Source organism: Metabacillus sediminilitoris (genome assembly GCF_009720625.1).
GTDB lineage: Bacteria > Bacillota > Bacilli > Bacillales > Bacillaceae > Metabacillus > Metabacillus sediminilitoris.
Window position 1 is genome coordinate 4,589,135 of record NZ_CP046266.1, and the last position, 19,054, is coordinate 4,608,188.

A 19,054-nucleotide genomic window follows, 5' to 3' on the forward strand; every position below is an offset into this window, starting at 1 on the left:
TTCATTTTCAAAGAACTAAGGGTTTTATTGTTAAGTCCATTTATTCATCTTTATTATCTTTATCACCTATGTCTTCAGCATCTTCAATCACATCTTCTGGATCTGGATCTGCATCTTTTTCGTCATCTTTATTCATTGTATCATTCTCATCTACACCAGGTACATTTTCTTCTACATTTTCATCTAAGTTTTCCATATTTTCTTCTACATTTTGATTTTGATTTTGATCTTCCTCTGGTGCTGGATCTGGTTCTGCATTACAACCAGCAGATACGATTGCTGCAAAAAAGATACTTGTAATCATAAGAAACCATTTTTTGTTCATATTCATTCCCCTTCCAAAGTTTTATATAAGTCATAGCTTATCATCCCCTTTTTGTGAATTAGTATGTATGCCTTTCTAAAAAAATAAGCCTCTAACCTTTTGTTAGAGGAAATAAACATTATTTATTTTTTTCCCATTCGGCATATAAACCAGTACCTTTACAATAATAACATTCAACAATGTTTCCTAGATAAGGACTTGAAATGGAAGCAAATCCATTACCACGGCATACTGGGCATTTACCTTGTATCTTCATTTTATTCATGTGTTTTTCCTGCTTTGCTTTATACCAGTTAGTAAAAAACCTAAAAAATTTCACCTATATCCCCCTAAGAATTGTTTTAATCCATTCTATTCAGTTATCAAGGACAAGGTGATTAAGCAAGTTTCATTTTTTCACATGTACACACACTTATTTTCACAAAAAAATTTCGACAAAGTTTTAAATTTTCTCTTTTATTTCAACAATTATATTTATAAAACAGGTAATAATCCTCCTTAAATGATTTATTTTTGTCGAGTCTCATCTAAATTAGGCGTATTATTTTCATTTATTAAAATGGGTTATATTTGTTAACATAAAACCTGTTAATTATTAATTTAAAGACAACCAGAGGAGGATTTTTAGGTGAAGGATGTCACTTATGTAGAAAGTCTAGAAGAAGATCATAAGCAAACTTTAATCAATGAGGAAGAATTAGAGTATTTTTATAAGCTATGGGAAGAAGACCGCTTATAAAAATTTTACATATACCTAATAGAAAATGATTTCAGGAGGGACAATATTGAAAAAGCAATGTATCGCAATGCTCTTGGCCGGAGGAAGAGGAACAAGATTAAAAAATCTAACAGAGAATTTAGCTAAACCCGCAGTTCCCTTTGGAGGAAAATATCGCATTATTGATTTCACACTAAGTAATTGCAGAAATTCTGGAATCGATACAGTAGGTGTATTAACACAATATCAACCTCATATTTTACAAAGTTATATCAGTGACGGAAAAGATTGGGATTTAAACAGAAGAGATGGCGGTATAAGCATTCTTCCTCCATACCAGTGTGAAAATGGAGAACGTTGGTATGAAGGAACTGCACATGCAATTTATCAAAACATGCATATCATCGAACAATATGCCCCTGAACATGTACTCGTTATTTCTGGCGATCATATTTATAAAATGGATTACAATAAAATGCTTCAACACCATATCGATACGAATGCTGATGCTACCATTTCTGTGATTGAAGTTCCTTGGAAGGAAGCAAGCAGATTTGGCCTATTAAAAACGGATGAATATAATGATCGAATTGTTGACTTTGAAGAAAAACCAAAAAACCCTTCATCTAATTTAGCATCTATGGGAATTTACATTTTTAAATGGAAAACGCTAAAAGCATACTTAGAACAAGATCAACAAAATCCATTCTCTACAAAAGATTTTGGCAAAGATATCATCCCTACGATGCTGCAAGATAACCTTAAACTATTTGCATATAGATTTAATGGTTATTGGAAAGATGTTGGAACGATTAGCAGTTATTGGGAAGCTAATATGGATTTACTAAAAAAGGAAACCAATATTCTTCTAAATGATAAAGAGTGGGGAATTTACACAGTGGAACAAACTCACCCTCCCCAATACCTTGATTCAAATGCAAAAGTGACACAATCCCTTATCAGTGAAGGCTGCGAAATATATGGTACTGTTGAAAAATCAGTCCTTTTTAGCGGAGTTAAAATTGGAAATGGGTCAATCATTAAGGATTCAGTCATTTTGCCAGGAGCTGTGATTGGAGATAATGTCATCATTGAAAAGGCAGTCGTTGCCCCGGGTGTGACGATTGGAGATGGAGTTAGCATTACTTCAAAAACTCCGGCAAATGAAATTACTTTAGTTAGCGAAAATTTACAACAAAATAATTTTGTCTATCAAGTTATATAATAATTATCAGTCTAATTTTAAAGCTTACACCAGGACGTTATTTCGTTTCTGGTGTTTTTTATTATTTAGATTTATCAAAAATCACCTATGAAACTTGCCGATTTTTGTTAAATTATCACTTTTCTTTTCATTTTTTAAAACTCTCTGATGAGAATTGTAGATAAATTTTCACTGCTACATGCAGGAAAACATCATTACGTACGAAAAATATTAAAGAGGACATAATACAGTCCATCAAAATCAGGAAAGAAAGGTGGTCGTTGTTCGTGAGAGAAGATATGACCTTACAACAACTAGTTGAAGGTATTCCAAAATCTGTTTTAAATGCATCTGATAAGGACTTGGAAGGCTTCCAAAAAATCATAGAAGAAACAATTAAATTACGTGAGGGTCATAGAAATTTACAAAAAATGATTAAAAATTTCTCTAATAATGGGATTCAGCGTTCATAACTATTTCATTTTGAAGCGCGAGACTCCATTAATAGTGAGTCGATTCCCTACTGATGATTTTTCGGACTTTTAACGTTATTTGAAGACAAAATATCTCCACAATCAAAGAGTCTATTATTGACTCTTTTTTTCATTGCCTATTAGACCGCCTATTTTTATAAACTCCATGCTTGTATTATACAAAAACAGCTTCCATTTCATAAGATGTATTATCTCTGATTAGGGAGGTGAATGTTATGAGCAATAGACACGGAAACAACTCCTTCGCATTAATCGTTGTTTTATTTATCTTGTTAATTATTGTAGGTGCTTCTTTCTTCAACTACTAATCTCGTAAAATTCCCTTCGTTAAAGTACCCTCATTATTCACAGTATTTCATCCAGTCTAAAGGGAGCTGCTAATACCCTCGCACTCCCATTATATTCTTTTCTAAAAGGGAAAAAAGGAACCTATTGAATAGATTCCTTTTTTCCCTCTCCATTTAAAGGTTATCTTACTACTTACGAATGATGATCATCATTAATGTAATAACAGTAAAAGCAATGAACGCTAGAAATGGGATCGTGATAAAGCCTAATAAGTTTATATACTCTCCAGAGCATGGAATCCCGCTTGTACACATTTCGAACTTTTGTAAAACTGGTATTTTTTGTAGACAATAATGATAGCAAGAAATGACCATTCCAACCAATGATATAGGTAACACGTATTTATAAACTGTACGATCTCCATGATAAAAGGCTATACCAAGTATGAGTGTTAATGGATACATGAGAATTCGTTGATACCAACAGAGGGTACATGGGATAAAGTTTAAAATTTCACTAAAAAATAAACTCCCTAATGTAGCGATCAAAGACACGATCCACGTGAATAATAATGGTTTATTCATTGATTACTCACCGGCTATAGCTTTTTCTACCACTTCTTTAAGATCTTCATAACTATTCCCTTCAAATACTTCCCCGTTGACATAAATTGTTGGTGTCCCTGCCACTCCTATCCTTTCTGCCGTATTCATATCAGATTTCCATGCCGAGTCAGCTTCATTGTTATTAAATGATTTAACAACCTTTTGAGCATCCTCTTCAGAAACGATTTCTTTTAATGTCTCCTCAAGAAAATCCTCTGTAAAAACATCCATTTTTTCATATTTTATGTCGTCAGGTTGTCTTTCATAAAGAAGCTTATGGAATTCCCAGAATGCTTTATTACCTAACTCTTTATAAACAGCTTCAGCAAATTTAGCGGAACGTGCTGAATCAACATTGATAAAAGAATAATTCATAAAATAAAACGATGCTTTTCCAGTATCAATAAAATCCTTTTCTATTTGCGGAAAAAGTGTCTCATTAAAATTTTTGCAAATTGGACATTTATAATCACCGAATTCAACGATTTGGACTGGAGCTGTATCCTCCCCTAAAAATGGTTGATATTCATAATCAAATGCTTCAACTTTTGATGTCGAATTTGAAATGAAAAGTAGTCCACCTAGACAAATTGCAAGAATTCCGACGATCCAAAAGATAAATTTTGGAGATTGCTTATTTGATTTTTTCTTTCTCATTGACATGCTTACACCTTCTTAACATAATTTACACTACACGTTGTAGTGTTGAAATCCAAAAAAATATCTATCTAGCTATCTATGTATATATACACAACAAATTGTAGTGCATATATACATATCGGTCAAGAATAAAAAGGTCAGCAAAAAGTGTTTATTTTTTATTAAGTCATTTACACAACAACCAACAAAGTCATCAAAATCATGATCATATTAATCGATATGAAGACTGATTTCGTCTGCATTTTTACCGGAATAGTTGGTTCTGGATTAATTAGTTGCTTTATTCGGAAGTCTACCGTTCCATTTGCAAAAGGTACAAGGGCAGATGTACCCCTTCCGCTTAAACGTGTTTTAATTAGTTTAAGGAGTGCACTACCAAGTCCAAGCTCAGAACCCATCCTCTTAATGGCATATTCATCTGCAACTAATTCAATCATAATTTTATAATTCTCATAAGACCATCTCGTGAGTGGGATATACCACATCACTTCCGAAATGATTTGTAAAACAAGTAACATGAGTGGGTCATAATACTTTTGATGGGCAGTTTCATGATAGATCACAGCCTCTAATTCAGCTTTATCCAGCATTGTAATTAAAGCACTAGATAGCACGATTTTTGGCTTAAAGAATCCCATAGTAAATGCAATTGGCTCAGTACTATCGATAATCGTAATATCATTTTGTTTCCGATTATATGTGCCATTTATTTTTTCAGTAAGTTGAATGTTTTTTTCAATCGATATTCTTTTATTTACTTTGTATATACCAAAAATTTGTTGTATAACCTTTTTAACAATCATAAAAATGGTATAAGCTATAAAGGTATTTACTGCTATTAACACAGCATGGTATACAAATGTATTTCCATGAAATAAGCTAATACAAAGTTGGAAAATATTTAAGGATATAATCGTTCCAAATAAGTGATTCATCACATACATCCCCATTTGGACGCTTAGAATTAACGCAAACAATAGACCTAATCCTAAAACGAAGAGTGATTTATATCTCCACATTATTCACTTTTTCCTTTTTTTAATTGTTCAATTTTTTGTTCTAATCGTTCAAGTAAACTTTGATCGACATCTTGTAAGGAATCAAGCATATGATTGACAACAAGCCCGCCGAATTCATCTAACAGATTTTCTGTCAGCTTTTTTGACTGTTCATCAATAAATTCTTCTTTTGACTGAACAGGTTTAAATTGTGACATTCTGCCTTCAACTCTTTTTTCAAGTATTTTCTTGTCAACAAGACGATTCATCACTGTCATAACTGTATTAAAATTTGTTGGTTTTTCTTTTTCGAGCTGTTGTTTTACTTCTTTAATACTCATTTCAGAATTAGTCCAAATAATATCCATAATTTTAGCCTCTAAAGGGCCAAAAAAGCGATTTAATCCTACTTGATCAAAACGAAATTTGTTTATATTCATTTTTTCACCTTCCATTACATATTGTAGTGGAAAAACAATTTTTCATCAATTGTGAATTGATGACACTTACATATCCAAGTCCTTTTAGACAGTGATACTGGTATTAATTACATTACGCTTATTCAAAGTTTATGACATTTCGTTTCCTACATAAAGAAAAAGACGACCTTCCAATTTTGATCCCATTGGTTGGTCGTCTCTCATTTCAATTCAAATTACTTAATTAGATTCAGCCTTTGCTATAGCTGCTTCCTCGCTGCTTTTTGCTGCTTTTCTTTTTGCATTTTTCGCTTGCTTATATTTTCCTAAGCCAATAACTGCAAGAATAACTAAGATCTCAAAACCATATTTTACGAAGCCATTAGCAAAAATTCCACTTAAGAAGCCTTCCCCTACAATCATTTTTGATGCTGTCCATGCTAGGATCGCTGCACCGATTGTAACAATAACTGGGAAACGCTCAATCCATTTAAGAATAATTGTACTACCCCACATCACAACTGGAACAGAAATGATTAATCCAAGTACAACTAAAAGCATATTTCCGTGTGACGCACCCGCAACAGCTAACACATTATCGAGTCCCATTAATGCGTCAGCGATTAGAACTGTACGAATAGCTCCCCAGAAGTTATCAGCCGCTTGCACATCACCATGGTCATCTTCATCAACAAGTAGTTTGTAGGCAATGATCACCAATAGAAGACCACCGACTAAATGGAGACCAGGTACTTCTAATAACCAAACGACTGCAAGTGTCGCGACTATTCGAATCACAATGGCTCCTAGTGACCCCCATAAAATAACTTTCTTTTGCTGTTGCTTTGGCAATTTTCTTGCCGCAAGACCAATTAGGATGGCGTTATCTCCAGCTAAAACTAAATCAATCATAATAATTGCAAAAAGTGCAGAGAGAAATTCCATATCCATGTTGTTACCTCCTAAAAACCAAATTATATTACTCTTACATTCTTTTACCCAAAAACAAAGAGACCTTTGCCATATGGCAAAGGTCTCGCTAAGCACAGCTAAGTGCCAACAAAGCCGATGAACTAAAAGCTCATGGAATGACGACTTTGTTTCAGGATTATCCTGACGCTACTCCCCTTTACGGTGGTAGTTACTTTTGGGTTCGTTCTCTTCGATAGTATTAATTATACTGCAAGAAATGGGCTGGTGTCTATTACTTTTTACTTTTTATTACTTATCGTATTTTTTGTAATCTTTTTTAGCTTGTGCTTAACAATTGAAATGACAAAATTGTCTGTTCCGTCGAACTTTCCTTCAAGCTTAGATTTCCACCTAGTGATTTTGCTAAAAGCAAACTAAATGGTAGTCCTAAGCCAAGGCCTCTTTCAACATACTTTTTGTTTTCACCGCGATAAAACCGTTCAAAAATAAAGGGTTGTTCCTGTTTAGGTATACCATATCCATTATCCTTTACTTCCAGACAAATAAATTGGCCATTCCTAAATAAATCCACTGAAATTTTTCCTAGTTCTCTTCCTTTTACAGCATGAAGACTATTGTTTAATAAGTTTACTAAAATTTGTTGGACTCTTACATGATCACCTATTGCTAAAAAATGATCTTCGTGAGTAGTAAAGGTTATATTCACGTTTTCCAATAAGGGCTGATGTACAATCTCCCATTGATAAACGATTTCTTTTACTACTTGGCACATTTCAATTTTTTCTTTCATGACTTTAATGGATCCTGCACTAAAGCTATTAAAATCTAATAAATCCTCTACCATGCTTTGCAATCTTTTCGCTTCTTTTAACGACATTTGGAGAAATTCTTTTTTTCGCTCATCTGTAACAACATTATCGTTAACAGCTTGAATCAGCGCGCTTACTGATGTAATCGGTGTTTTCAATTCATGTGTTACACCTGCTAATAATTCAGTCCTTAATGCTTCAAGCTGTTTAAGACGCTTCGCCATCTCATTAAACGAAACGACTAGTTGATGCAGTTCTTTTTCTTGAACATCTTCGTTTAACTCAATCTCATAATTCCCTCTCATTAGCTCACCAGCTGCATCTGCTACTTGTTCGACTGGTCTAGCTAATTTCCTTGATAAAGAATAGATCACAAACCACCCTAAAATAGCTAAACCTCCTAGAAGCAAGCCTAGTAACTGATATTCTTCTGGATTTATATTTGTTAAAGCTGAAATTGGTTGAATGATGATGACAGCCCCAATTGTATCTTCTTCAAAAACGATAGGTGATATGATTGCAAACTCAGTTCGATTGTCTGCTGAAGATATTTTCTCTACGGTTAATTCTTTAGGGATTTTCATCAATTGGATGAGCTCCAAATGTTGTTGCTCTTGTTTTCCAGGACCCATTTTCCCTGGTCCAGGTGATAGGATATCCCCTTCATTCGTTTTTATATAATAATTTAACGGCTCTCTACTATTAAGAAATTTCTCCCTTTCCTCTAAAATAAAAGGAAGCCGAGGACTTATAATAATCTTGCCTGTTTCATCAACCGATCGATCAGACAGTTCTTGAGCAAATAACTTTGTTAATTGTAATTTACTTTCGATCGTGTTATGTCTAATCCAAAAGATCGATACAACGGCAATTAAGATCAAACCGATGATTAATGTGATTAAATACCGCCTTGTCCAATAATATAATAGTGGGGTTTTTGATTTCTTTTTATTGAATATAGAATTGGTAACCCAATCCGCGAAGCGTCTTAATCTCTCCATATGATGCATCCCACCCGCTTAGTAATTTACGAATTCGTTTTATTGCAAGATCGACCGCTCTATCGCTTCCTTCATAATCATAGCCCCATACATTTTCAATTAATCGCTCACGTGTAAAGGTTTGATTCGGATGCCCTGCTAAAAATAAAAACAAGGATAAATCTCTTGGTGTCAATTGAATCTCAATGCCATTTATGAAAACCTGGTGTGAAAGAAAATTAATTTTAAGTGTTCCATAAAGCTTTACTTTTTCTGTTTCTTCCAGCTGGGGAGATCGTCTTAATACTGCACTAACTCTTGCTAGTACTTCTTCCGCTGCAAATGGCTTCGTTATATAATCATCTGCACCGCCGTCAAAGCCTTGTAATTTTTGATTCATATCTGACAGGGCTGTAATCATAATGACCGGACAAGAGCTTTTCTCACGAATTTTTTCTAAAACTGCCCAGCCATCAAGCATGGGCATCATAATATCTAATAAAATAAGTGCAGGGTTTACTTCTTCATTTTTTTGTAATGCTTCGACACCATTGTATGCATAGTGAACGACATATCCCTCTTTTTCTAAATATGCACCAAGTACCATTGAAATGGCGATTTCATCTTCTACAACTAAAATTGATTTCATTGCCTTTTTCCTTTTTCTTTAGATTATAACTTAATTTTAGTCAAAACTCCGCTTATGTTAAAATGGATACATTTCATTTGAATGAAAGAATAGTAGTGGAAAGCTAACACTAATAATGTTCTTTATTGGTTATGTTACTAACCTATATAGAAAAAAGGAGTTTGACATTTTCTTTGTCATCCCCCTTACATCGATTTTATTAGTGCCTTAAAGCTTCTAAAGGACTTAAATTTGCTGCTTTGTTTGCAGGAAAAATACCAAAGGCAACTCCAATCACGATCGAGAAGCTTACTGCCACTCCAACTGCCAACCAGGAAATAGAGACCGCCATATCTAATATGATGGATAGCGCCTCTGCACTGCCAATTCCGATTAAGACACCAAGTAATCCTCCAAGACCACTTAAGACGGTTGCCTCGATTAAAAATTGTGTTAAGATATCTTTCTTCTTTGCGCCTATTGCTTTGCGAATTCCTATTTCTCTCGTTCTTTCTGTTACAGATACTAACATGATATTCATAATGCCAATTCCACCGACAATAAGTGAGATTCCAGCTATGCCTGCAAGTAAAAGGGTCATCGTATCTGTTACAGATGTTAATGCTTCTGCTATATCTGATTGATTACGAACATTGTAGCTTGTTTCATCACCGCTAAATTGGTTGTACAAAAATCGTTCTATTTTTTCCATACCAATTTCAACTGTCTCTTCTGAAGCCATTTTTACATCGACTGAATTGATTACTGTTTGCCCTAAAAAGCGTTGTGCAGTTGTAAACGGGATAAGAACCATATCATCAACAGAGCCTTGCAACTCTTCACCTTGTTCAGAGAGTACGCCGACTACTTTAAATGTTGTTCCATCTATTTTCACTTCATTACCGACAGAACTTGTAAAACCAAATAGCTCAGTTGCTACATTAGAGCCTAATACGACTACTTTATTACGATTTTCTTGGTCAATGTCCAAAATGAATCGTCCGGAGCTAATTGTTGTCATCTGCACATCCTCATATGCAGGGGTTACTCCACTAATAGAGACACTATCCTTACTAGTTGTTCCATTTTTAACTGTACCGCTTCCAGAGACCGTTGGAGATACAGCCTCTACTTCCGAGTATTCTTCAAATGCCATTACCTCATCATAATCGACTACTTCTTCCGTTGTAGAATTCCCCTGGATATTGACTGACACCATTGTTGTCCCTAATGAGGATACATCATCTGAAACGGATTGGGATGCACCCTGCCCCAACGAGACAAGGGCAATTACCGCGGAAACCCCAATGATAATACCTAGCATCGTTAGAAAGGCTCTAAGTTTGTTTGATACAATATTTTTATAAGCGATTTTTACGGCTTGACCTAATTTCAATGAACAAGCGCCTCCGTTCTCTCGGTGATTTTTCCATCTTGAATCCGGATGACTCGTTTTGCTTGTTTGGCAATCTCTAAATCATGTGTTATTAAAATGATCGTGTGACCTTGTTCATTTAATTCTTTTATTAATTTCATCACTTCAATTCCTGTTTTACTATCCAGGGCACCTGTTGGTTCATCAGCAAGTAAAAGAGGTGGATTTCCAGCAAGAGCGCGAGCAATCGCTACACGTTGCTGCTGTCCTCCTGATAATTCTGTTGGCCGATGACCTGCACGTTCAGCCAAACCGACCTTTTTTAGCGCACCCATGACAATTTCCTTTCTACTATTGCCATTTAATCCTCGATAAATGAGAGGTAGTTCTACATTTTCATAAGCAGATTGTTTTGATAATAGATTAAATGATTGAAAGATGAACCCGATTTTCTGATTTCGTACATCTGCTAATTGCTTTTGTTTTAATGAAAAGACATTCTTCCCATCTAATAGATATTCACCAGAGTCAGGGACATCAAGGCACCCAATCATATTCATAAGAGTCGACTTACCAGATCCTGATGGCCCGATAATGGCGATAAAGTCTCCTTTATTAACTGAAAAACTGACACCATCCAGTGCTTTTACTGTTTCACCGCCAAGGGTATAATATTTACTGACATTTCGAATGTCAACAATTCGTTGCTCCTCAATCATTGACCAGTACCTCCTCTATTTCCACCTTGTCCCATATTGCCTCCTGGCATTTCACTGCCTGGGAATCCGCCTTTCATCATCTCTCTCATATTTTCCTCAGAATCATCACTTGATTGAAGTGTAGGCAGAATAACTTCCTCTCCTTCACTTAAACCGCTAATAATTTCAGCAACTTCTTCATTTTGGAGACCAACTTCAACTGTTTTTTGAGTTCCTTGTGGTGCAGCACTCTCTATGTCAGCTGTTTTTGTATCTGAACTTGATTGCTGTTCATTTTCAGGTGTACTTCCTTCTTCCTCACTAGCTGAAGCTTGAACATAATATTGGTCACCTTGTTTTTGAACAGCTTCAATTGGAACCGTTATGACATTTTGCTTACTTTCCGTTGTAATGACTGCCTCTGCTGTCATTCCTACTTTCATACCTTTTGGTTCATTAATCTTTACATTTACAGCATATTGCGCGACACTACTGCTCTCTGATTCATTTGCTTCTTTAGGTACGCTAGTTACAGTGCCGGTGAACTCTATATCAGGCAGTGCACTTACATCGATCTTTGCTGTTTGTCCAACTTTCACCTTAGAAATATCTAGTTCATCAACATTTACAACCATTTCTAAATGATTATAATCTGTTACTTCAATTAACTCAGTTCCCATCGAAACTGTGTCTTCCTCTTTTACGTTCAATGTTGTGACTTCTCCTGAAAATGGAGCTTCAATTGGATCAAGATCATCATCTTCAAATGTGATTAAATCTTCGCCTTCTTCAACTGTTTCACCAACTGCAACTAATACCTCTTCTACAACGGCATTATTTTCTTCAGCTTTGATGATTTCTTTATTAATAGTAGAAATGCTTCCTGTCCCGCTTACTGTCACATCTATATTTCCTACTTCTGCAACCGCTGTTTGAGTTTGTATGACAGGTGCGCTAGCTTCTTGTGTTTTGCTATTGTATATTCCATAAGCTGTTGCTCCTCCCCCTATGATAACAACTACCACTACGAGACTTAGTATCCATTTTTTCATTTTTTTCTTCCTTCCTTTATTAATTAGTAGATTATTTTTCAACTCGAAACTCCTTTTCTAAATACTGTCCTCCTTTATAAATAAAAGGTCATTATATTGTGATGAATGACTGATGCTTGCTGTTAACATTTATTAGAATACGTCTCGATTGTGTCAGGTAAATGTCAGGATGAATTTTTTATACACAAAAAACCTTAGCTCCAAAATAGAGTTAAGGTTGATTCGATCAAAACACCTCTTATTCATCCTCCGTTCCCCTTACTATCTGCCACCTTTCCATTGTATAATGGGTAATTGAGCTCATAACATAATGCATACATCATACAAATTTTATTATTCTAAGAATGAAGGAAATCCTTAGATTGATATTTCACTTTCGTGGATACCTATTATCCCATTTGTGTGATAGAGTATCTTGCAGCAAATAAGATTTTCTTTCCAATAATGGGCTAAACGCTATTTCCCACTCGTTTCTTTATCTCAATAGAAACATTTACCAACTTTAAAGTTAAATAAAAAACATGAATATGATAAAATATCGTTTAAGCATAAAAAATCCATTTAGAAGGTTTGATCATGAAAAAAAGACGTGTAATATTCCAAAAAAGTAATGGTATTTCCCCATATATTTGGGCATTTCTTAGTGTTCTACCGTTTTATTATATTTTTAAATCATCCTCTATGATTGAAATTATCATTGGTATCATACTGACTATTTTGTTTTTTATTTCGTATCGTTTTGCTTACATATCGAAAAATTGGTCCGTTTATTTGTGGTCAAGCATCCTAATCGGTATCTCCATCACGTTGTCTTATTTGTTTTACTATGTCTATTTTTCTCTTTATATTGCCTACCTTGTTGGTAATATAAAAAAACGGCTTGCTTTTATCTTGCTATATATTCTTCATTTACTTGGGACAATTGTTTCCATCTACTTGACAATTATGCAGATAGAGGAATTATTTCTGCAGCAATTGCCATTTGTCATTATTATGAGTATAAGTGTCATCTTACTTCCTTTCAGCATCTATAATAGAAAGGAACGGGGCCAGCTTCAAGAAAAACTGGAAGATGCTAACAAAAAGATTTCCGAGCTCGTGAAAGTAGAAGAACGACAACGTATAGCTAGGGATCTTCATGATACACTTGGGCAAAAGCTCTCACTGATTGGGTTAAAGAGTGATTTAGCTAGAAAATTAATTTACAAAGATCCAGAACAGGCTCAGAACGAAATGAAAGATGTTCAACAGACGGCAAGAACCGCATTAAATGAAGTCCGAAATCTAGTATCAGAAATGCGCGGCATTCGATTAAAAGACGAAATCAAGCACATTGAACAAATACTCGAAGCAGCGCAAATTCATTTTGTATGTGATCAAGAATTTTCACTTAAAAATGTCCCATTGTTAACTGAAAATATTCTCAGCATGTGTTTGAAGGAAGCAGTGAACAATGTTGTAAGACATAGTGGTGCATCTACTTGTTTTATCACATTCAAACAGTCTCGAAACTTGATTCAAATAATGGTTAAGGATGACGGTATTGGCAAAATAACAAAGGATAACTTCACTAGAGGAAACGGCCTGACAGGAATGACTGAACGCCTAGAGTTTGTTAACGGAAGTTTGGAAATTTATTCAAGGGAAGGAACAACCTTACTTATTAAAGTACCGAACGTTGTGATGCAGACAGATAAGGAGGAGCTTACATGATTCGAATTGTCATTGCTGAAGATCAACAAATGCTTTTAGGAGCATTGGGTTCACTACTCAATTTAGAAGATGACATGGAAGTTGTTGGGAAAGCTAGTAATGGAGAAGAAGCCGTTGCACTGGTTCAAAAGTTTCAACCTGATATTTGCATTACAGATATAGAAATGCCTGGAATGACTGGACTTGAGGCAGCGGAAGTCCTCAAGGATACTGGCTGCAAAATCATTATTTTAACAACCTTTTCGCGATCTGGTTACTTCCAAAGAGCATTAAAAGCTGGTGTTAGCGGCTATTTATTGAAAGATAGCCCAAGTGATGAACTAGCCAATTCAATCAGAAGCATTATGCAAGGCCGGAGAATTTACGCCCCAGAATTAATGGATGATGTATACAGTGAAGAAAACCCGCTCACTGAGCGTGAAAAGGAAGTTTTAGAGCTCGTTGCAGACGGAAAGAATACAAAAGAAATTGCCGATCAGCTCAGCATCAAAACCGGAACGGTGCGTAACTATATTTCAACGATATTAGAGAAACTTGACGTTAAAAATCGTATAGAGGCCATTACACAATCAAAGGAAAAAGGTTGGTTTAAATAAAAGAAGGTATTCTAAAAAAGCATGTAGGAAAGCTCACCACTTAAAGTGACTTTGTCTACATGCTTTTTGTGTTTTAATTCATTGTTTCTTCAACAAAAGTATTTTTACTTTTCTTCATCATTTTCAATACGAATTGTTGCAAAATCATAAAGAGACTGCCGACAATCCAATATAGTGGGATTGCTGCAGGAGCTCCTGTTGAAAAGACTGCCATCATGATCGGTGAAAGATATTTCATCAAAGCCATTTGCGGATTTGCTTTTACAGCTTCTCTCACGGATAGAGAGCTTTGGATATAGCTAGTTACAGCAACTAAAATTGGAAGAATAAAGAATGGATCTGAATGGCCGAGATTAAACCATAAAAAATTATGAGTTGAAATCTCATGTGTTCTAACAATTGCATAGTAAAAAGCAATGAGAATTGGAAACTGAATGAGCATTGGTAAACATCCCATAGATAATGGGTTTACTTTATGTCTTTGATAAAGGGCGATTATTTCTTCTTGAAGCTTTCTTTGGGAAGACTCGTCCTTTGATTTATATTTTTCCTTTAAAGCTTGAATTTCCGGTGATAATCCCTTCATTTTCTCTTGGCTTTTTACTTGCGAAAGCATTAATGGCAATAGACATAATCTTACCACAATTGTCACAAGAATTATGGATAATCCATAATTGCCATGAAAAAACGATGCAACAAATGCCAAGATTGAAGAAAATGTATAAATAAAATAATGATCCCAAATCCCCGGACTCTCAGGTGTGATTGGAGCTTGGTTTATTCCACATCCTGATAGAACAAGTAAAAGGGCTGCACAAAGAAGAATTACCTTATATTTTTTTAAAATGATGAGCATATGGTTTTTTATTTTTTTCATGAAATGTATTTCCTCCTTCAAACTGTTGTAAAAACAAATTTAAGGAGAAAACATGGTCTGTTTCATCACTCGCCGGTGCTTCTTTACGTTTTATGACTGTTGTTACATGTTGTTGCAGCTGAAATCCATTGCAAGATAAATTTTGTCCTTCAGGTCGAATTTTTGTAATGAATTCCTTAAAAGAAACTGATATTTGACCAGTTACTGGTAAATGTTGCGTAAGTTTTAACAATACCCAGCCAAAACAATAAATCGTTAAACACGTTGTAAACAGCAAATGAATAATATCTGAAGAAAATTCTAATTCCATATGCTCACCTCCCTTGAGTGATTATTTATTTTTTCTTATAGTGTATCATCATTCCGAATAACCTTTCCTACAATATATAAAGCTCCAGTAATCATAATGTTGCTAGCCGCGAAAATGGCTAAGCTTTCCTCGAGCAGTCATTTCATTAAAATCGACAATGAAATTTTAACATCATCGCCTTACTTAAAAAAGCACCATGTATGATATTCATTTCAATACATGGTGCTAAATATATATTCAATTCTTTTATATTAATAAAAAAACGTTCATTAACTATCACCTTTTAATAGCTTATAATCCGATAATGGTAATGTTATAATCTTCCCGCCTATTTGTACATGCACAGTATCTTTAAAAATTGCTTTTACGATACCTTTTAATGAGATCGTTGAATCCACAGTTATCGGCATTTTAGAATCAGTTGTCATAAACATTCACACCTTCCTCAGATTTCATAATTTGATAGTTTTTATGTGACACTACAGTAAGTGGTGTGTCAATTTTTAGTTCCTCAGCATCAGACTTGCTTATCGTGACTATGACACTTTCTTCTCTTACTTTGCACACTTCTCCCATAATCAACATACTGTTTCGTTCAAAAAGGATTTTATCCCCTTCTTTAGCTTTGCTATCTGCCATCATTTTGACTTTACACTCCATTTTTAATAAAAGTATAAAAAAGTAATAGATTTAACAAGAAACTTAGTTCAAGTATTGCATGTCACAACATGTGTGTCAACAAATATGAACTTGAGTTCATGTTTTAGTTCTTATGTGTTAAGATAAAGTTGAGGTGATACTATGTCTGAACATGAAGACGAACATCTTGTTGGGGAATATCCTTATGTGCCTAAACAAAAGCGAGCTCTGCAAAAAAGACGTTCATTACTTGAAAGCGGGCGTGCCTTGTTTATTGAAAAAGGGTATGATCAAACAAATGCCAAGGAGATTGCTTCACATGCAGGTGTTGCTATAGGTACCTTTTATAGGTATTTTACAGATAAAAGGCAACTTTTGATGTCGCTTCTTGAGGATAAAATCGAAAAACTTTTACCCCCTGAGCCAAATTGGACAAACGTTGACCCAGAAGCATTTTTTGCAAGTTTATTAGAACAACATTATCAACAGCTTGATCAACAAAGTTTAACACGAGTATTTCCAGAATTGATCCTAAAAGATTCACAATTTGCTGAAGTAATTGCTGAAGCAAAGAGAATTACACACTCAAGGATTCGTTTAAGTCTCGAAAATGCCAAAGAGCAAGGTCTTGTTTGGAAAGATTTAGATTTGGACACAGTTTCGTGGTCGATCATGGTATTATCTGAAAAAATACCAGAAAAACAACAAGAAAGTGGAAGCCCAGTAAACTATTACGAACTTGCTAAAATTATTTGCCGTATCGCATTCCCTCCAGAGGCCATTCAAGATTTAAAAAAACTCCAAGAATAAGAGCAACAAGATTGGATTTTATTTATATTCAGTAAGATGGACTTTTAGAACATTAAAGATTCTGTCACAATTTCCTGTTATTATATATTGACGAAAGAACCAATATATCTTATGATTTATGTAATTAAATTAATCGTATCTCCTAAAGGGGAGTAGCTTTTACAATAAAGTCGTCAATACAGAGGTTTCTCACTCTCGGCTTTGTTGGCAACGAACTGTTGTTAGCAAGACCTTTACTTATTGGTAAAGGTCTTTATTTGTTAAAAAAACCTTTACCAATATTGGTAAAGGTTTTTTTATTTGGAAACTCCAACTTAGGTAAACGAAAAAGGAGACTTCAACAATGAGAAAAGTATCATTTGTAGAGCTAATGAGAAAAAATAAAGAAGAATTACTGAAAGATAAAGCACAAATTGAAAAGATTGAAAAACGTATCGATCAAAAATATATGAAAAAATTATCTAATCATATTAATCAAGGAGGATAATTATGTTATTGAGAAAATACATGTCTCTACTAGGTGTAGGTTCCGCGAACATAGATCTTGTATTACCAAAGGATACTTATCATCGCGGAGAATTAATTAATGGATATTTTTATATAAAGGGTGGAACAATTGAACAGAAAGTTAAGCGAATTGACTGTGATTTAGTGATGGTCAATCAATCAACTGGACAAGAAAAAATTGTTGATACAGCGATCATTTTGTCCACTAATGTCATTAATTCTGAAGAATGTAATAAAATTTCCTTTACGTTTAAACTGCCTGAAACAATACAAGCTTCTTCAGAGGACATCACTTACCGCTTTAAAACGAGACTTACGTTCAATGAAGGTGTTGCAAGTAATGACCAAGATTTTATTCAAGTCATTTAATTGACTAGTAAGCTTGAACTATACTAGATACACAATTTTATTACATCTTAGTAGGGGTGATAGACATGTATAAGTATTTTAAGAGGATCAAATTCATACTAAAATTTTGGAAGTTCATCCCCTTTCTAAAAGAATTCTTTTTCTCTAAGGAAGTAGAGATGCATAAAAAAGCGATTGGAATCCTGTTCATAATTGCCTATGCATTCTTTCCCTTTGATTTAATTCCCGATTTTCTTTCCCTCTTTGGGATTGTCGATGATGTTGTGATTGCTACTTTTGTTTTAGAAAGAATGATTAAGATGTCACCGCAATTTCTGAAAGACAAATATAAACTTAACTAAAGAGTATAATAAGCCTGTAAAGATTTACATAATCTTACAGGCTTATTTATTTAAAGAAAACTAACAAAATTTACTAACTTTGAAACTTTATTTTCTATTAAACGTAAATGTAGCTAATACAATATGATTTTGGAGGAAACGTATGTATGGAATGGATTCAACAAACTGACGGCATTTGGCAATATTTTATATTATTTTTACTAGCGGCAGCCCCTTTATTAGATGTCTTTCTTGTTGTTCCGCTAGGAATTGGATTGGGTTTAAATCCGATCGCTGTCGGGATCATTGGTTTTGCAGGAAACTTTCTAATGGTACTTATTTTCGGACTCTTTTTTAGACAGCTCTCAAAGTGGAGAGAGAAAAGAAGACAAAAGAAGGGGATAACAGCACCATCAAAAAGAGAAACAAGAGCAAGGAGAATATGGGAAAAATATGGACTACCTGGACTTGCCTTGGTTGCTCCCGGTATCGTAGGTACAGACTTAGCTGCTATATTAGCACTCACCTTTGGTTCTTCACGTCCTCGTGTGATTTCGTGGATGGCGATTAGTTTAGTCATATGGACCATCGCATTAACAATCGGCTCAGTATATGGTTTTGGATACATGAAGGTAATTTAATTAAAAGAGGCTGTCAAAATGAACTATACCCCGAATAACGGACACCACTATAAAAGGTGCCCCATATTCGGGGTTTTTTGTACCTC

26 protein-coding genes are annotated in these 19,054 nt (G+C 34.6%); 10 read left to right on the plus strand and 16 right to left on the minus strand.

The features are described 5' to 3' along the window. Window positions 1-40: 40 nt before the first annotated feature. Both GMB29_RS22160 and GMB29_RS22165 read right to left on the minus strand, forming a co-directional pair. Window positions 41-325, minus strand: a complete 285-nt coding sequence (locus GMB29_RS22160) for a hypothetical protein (protein ID WP_136357401.1) — start codon at window positions 323-325, stop codon at window positions 41-43. Window positions 326-443: 118 nt separating this feature from the next. Then, complete coding sequence (locus GMB29_RS22165; protein ID WP_136357402.1) at window positions 444-644, minus strand: methionine aminopeptidase; 201 nt, start codon at window positions 642-644, stop codon at window positions 444-446. 445 nt (window positions 645-1,089) lie between these two features. On the opposite strand from GMB29_RS22165, the gene GMB29_RS22170 reads away from it, so the two are divergent. The 3 genes from GMB29_RS22170 to GMB29_RS22180 all read left to right on the plus strand — a co-directional run bounded on the left by GMB29_RS22170 (window position 1,090) and on the right by GMB29_RS22180 (window position 3,049). Beyond that, entirely contained in the window at window positions 1,090-2,268 is a 1,179-nt protein-coding gene (locus tag GMB29_RS22170; protein ID WP_136357404.1) for a glucose-1-phosphate adenylyltransferase, read from the plus strand. Window positions 2,269-2,534: 266 nt separating this feature from the next. Beyond that, on the plus strand, window positions 2,535-2,720 hold the full coding sequence (locus GMB29_RS22175; protein WP_136357406.1) for a hypothetical protein: 186 nt from the start codon (window positions 2,535-2,537) through the stop codon (window positions 2,718-2,720). 236 nt (window positions 2,721-2,956) lie between these two features. Further along, entirely contained in the window at window positions 2,957-3,049 is a 93-nt protein-coding gene (locus GMB29_RS22180) for a YjcZ family sporulation protein (protein ID WP_136357408.1), read from the plus strand. A 168-nt stretch (window positions 3,050-3,217) separates the two neighbouring features. Here GMB29_RS22180 and GMB29_RS22185 read toward each other — a convergent pair whose 3' ends face one another. From GMB29_RS22185 to GMB29_RS22230, 10 genes are all read right to left on the minus strand, one after another. Further along, window positions 3,218-3,613 (minus strand): disulfide oxidoreductase, encoded by a 396-nt coding sequence (locus GMB29_RS22185; RefSeq protein WP_136357410.1) that lies wholly within the window; start codon window positions 3,611-3,613, stop codon window positions 3,218-3,220. 3 nt (window positions 3,614-3,616) lie between these two features. Beyond that, window positions 3,617-4,291 (minus strand): DsbA family protein, encoded by a 675-nt coding sequence (locus GMB29_RS22190; RefSeq protein WP_227551407.1) that lies wholly within the window; start codon window positions 4,289-4,291, stop codon window positions 3,617-3,619. Between the two features lie 173 nt (window positions 4,292-4,464). Then, on the minus strand, window positions 4,465-5,313 hold the full coding sequence (locus GMB29_RS22195; protein WP_136357414.1) for a M56 family metallopeptidase: 849 nt from the start codon (window positions 5,311-5,313) through the stop codon (window positions 4,465-4,467). Next, window positions 5,313-5,732 carry a BlaI/MecI/CopY family transcriptional regulator gene (locus GMB29_RS22200; RefSeq protein WP_136357415.1) on the minus strand — a complete coding sequence of 140 codons (420 nt, stop codon included), beginning with the start codon at window positions 5,730-5,732 and terminating at the stop codon, window positions 5,313-5,315. The genes GMB29_RS22195 and GMB29_RS22200 overlap by 1 nt, the downstream gene beginning before the upstream one ends. 219 nt (window positions 5,733-5,951) lie before the next feature. Next, entirely contained in the window at window positions 5,952-6,662 is a 711-nt protein-coding gene (locus GMB29_RS22205) for a TerC family protein (RefSeq protein WP_136357416.1), read from the minus strand. A gap of 298 nt (window positions 6,663-6,960) precedes the next feature. Beyond that, window positions 6,961-8,454, minus strand: coding sequence for a HAMP domain-containing sensor histidine kinase (locus GMB29_RS22210; protein ID WP_168733939.1), 1,494 nt, complete (start codon window positions 8,452-8,454; stop codon window positions 6,961-6,963). Then, window positions 8,402-9,082 carry a response regulator transcription factor gene (locus GMB29_RS22215; RefSeq protein WP_136357418.1) on the minus strand — a complete coding sequence of 227 codons (681 nt, stop codon included), beginning with the start codon at window positions 9,080-9,082 and terminating at the stop codon, window positions 8,402-8,404. The genes GMB29_RS22210 and GMB29_RS22215 overlap by 53 nt, the downstream gene beginning before the upstream one ends. Window positions 9,083-9,281: 199 nt before the next feature. After that, complete coding sequence (locus tag GMB29_RS22220) at window positions 9,282-10,457, minus strand: ABC transporter permease (protein ID WP_136357419.1); 1,176 nt, start codon at window positions 10,455-10,457, stop codon at window positions 9,282-9,284. Next, window positions 10,454-11,155, minus strand: coding sequence for an ABC transporter ATP-binding protein (locus GMB29_RS22225; RefSeq protein ID WP_136357421.1), 702 nt, complete (start codon window positions 11,153-11,155; stop codon window positions 10,454-10,456). Before GMB29_RS22225 ends, GMB29_RS22220 begins: the two co-directional genes overlap by 4 nt. Beyond that, window positions 11,152-12,186, minus strand: coding sequence for an efflux RND transporter periplasmic adaptor subunit (locus GMB29_RS22230; RefSeq protein ID WP_136357423.1), 1,035 nt, complete (start codon window positions 12,184-12,186; stop codon window positions 11,152-11,154). Before GMB29_RS22230 ends, GMB29_RS22225 begins: the two co-directional genes overlap by 4 nt. Window positions 12,187-12,762: 576 nt before the next feature. Between GMB29_RS22230 and GMB29_RS22235 the strand changes: the two genes are divergently transcribed. Then, the gene (locus GMB29_RS22235) at window positions 12,763-13,899 is read left to right on the plus strand and encodes a sensor histidine kinase (RefSeq protein WP_136357425.1); all 1,137 of its coding nucleotides are present in this window, start codon (window positions 12,763-12,765) and stop codon (window positions 13,897-13,899) included. Further along, window positions 13,896-14,495 carry a response regulator transcription factor gene (locus GMB29_RS22240; protein ID WP_136357427.1) on the plus strand — a complete coding sequence of 200 codons (600 nt, stop codon included), beginning with the start codon at window positions 13,896-13,898 and terminating at the stop codon, window positions 14,493-14,495. Before GMB29_RS22235 ends, GMB29_RS22240 begins: the two co-directional genes overlap by 4 nt. 73 nt (window positions 14,496-14,568) lie before the next feature. Here GMB29_RS22240 and yidC read toward each other — a convergent pair whose 3' ends face one another. The 4 genes from yidC to GMB29_RS22255 form a co-directional block, all read right to left on the minus strand. Further along, entirely contained in the window at window positions 14,569-15,372 is an 804-nt protein-coding gene (gene yidC / locus GMB29_RS22245; RefSeq protein ID WP_227551408.1) for a membrane protein insertase YidC, read from the minus strand. Continuing rightward, window positions 15,326-15,682 (minus strand): hypothetical protein, encoded by a 357-nt coding sequence (locus tag GMB29_RS22250; protein ID WP_136357429.1) that lies wholly within the window; start codon window positions 15,680-15,682, stop codon window positions 15,326-15,328. Before GMB29_RS22250 ends, yidC begins: the two co-directional genes overlap by 47 nt. A 269-nt stretch (window positions 15,683-15,951) precedes the next feature. Further along, complete coding sequence (locus GMB29_RS27125; protein ID WP_168733938.1) at window positions 15,952-16,110, minus strand: hypothetical protein; 159 nt, start codon at window positions 16,108-16,110, stop codon at window positions 15,952-15,954. Continuing rightward, window positions 16,100-16,324: a DUF2187 family protein gene (locus tag GMB29_RS22255; RefSeq protein ID WP_227551409.1), complete on the minus strand. Its 225-nt coding sequence runs from the start codon at window positions 16,322-16,324 to the stop codon at window positions 16,100-16,102. The genes GMB29_RS27125 and GMB29_RS22255 overlap by 11 nt, the downstream gene beginning before the upstream one ends. A gap of 159 nt (window positions 16,325-16,483) precedes the next feature. On the opposite strand from GMB29_RS22255, the gene GMB29_RS22260 reads away from it, so the two are divergent. The 5 genes from GMB29_RS22260 to GMB29_RS22280 all read left to right on the plus strand — a co-directional run bounded on the left by GMB29_RS22260 (window position 16,484) and on the right by GMB29_RS22280 (window position 18,968). Then, window positions 16,484-17,131 carry a TetR/AcrR family transcriptional regulator gene (locus tag GMB29_RS22260; RefSeq protein WP_136357430.1) on the plus strand — a complete coding sequence of 216 codons (648 nt, stop codon included), beginning with the start codon at window positions 16,484-16,486 and terminating at the stop codon, window positions 17,129-17,131. A 343-nt stretch (window positions 17,132-17,474) separates the two neighbouring features. Then, entirely contained in the window at window positions 17,475-17,618 is a 144-nt protein-coding gene (locus GMB29_RS22265) for an FbpB family small basic protein (protein ID WP_136357433.1), read from the plus strand. A 2-nt stretch (window positions 17,619-17,620) separates the two neighbouring features. Further along, complete coding sequence (locus tag GMB29_RS22270; RefSeq protein ID WP_136357435.1) at window positions 17,621-18,007, plus strand: sporulation protein; 387 nt, start codon at window positions 17,621-17,623, stop codon at window positions 18,005-18,007. Between the two features lie 158 nt (window positions 18,008-18,165). Then, the gene (locus GMB29_RS22275; RefSeq protein ID WP_319941415.1) at window positions 18,166-18,348 is read left to right on the plus strand and encodes a YkvA family protein; all 183 of its coding nucleotides are present in this window, start codon (window positions 18,166-18,168) and stop codon (window positions 18,346-18,348) included. A 146-nt stretch (window positions 18,349-18,494) separates the two neighbouring features. Then, window positions 18,495-18,968 carry a small multi-drug export protein gene (locus tag GMB29_RS22280; RefSeq protein WP_136357440.1) on the plus strand — a complete coding sequence of 158 codons (474 nt, stop codon included), beginning with the start codon at window positions 18,495-18,497 and terminating at the stop codon, window positions 18,966-18,968. Window positions 18,969-19,054 lie beyond the last annotated feature (86 nt).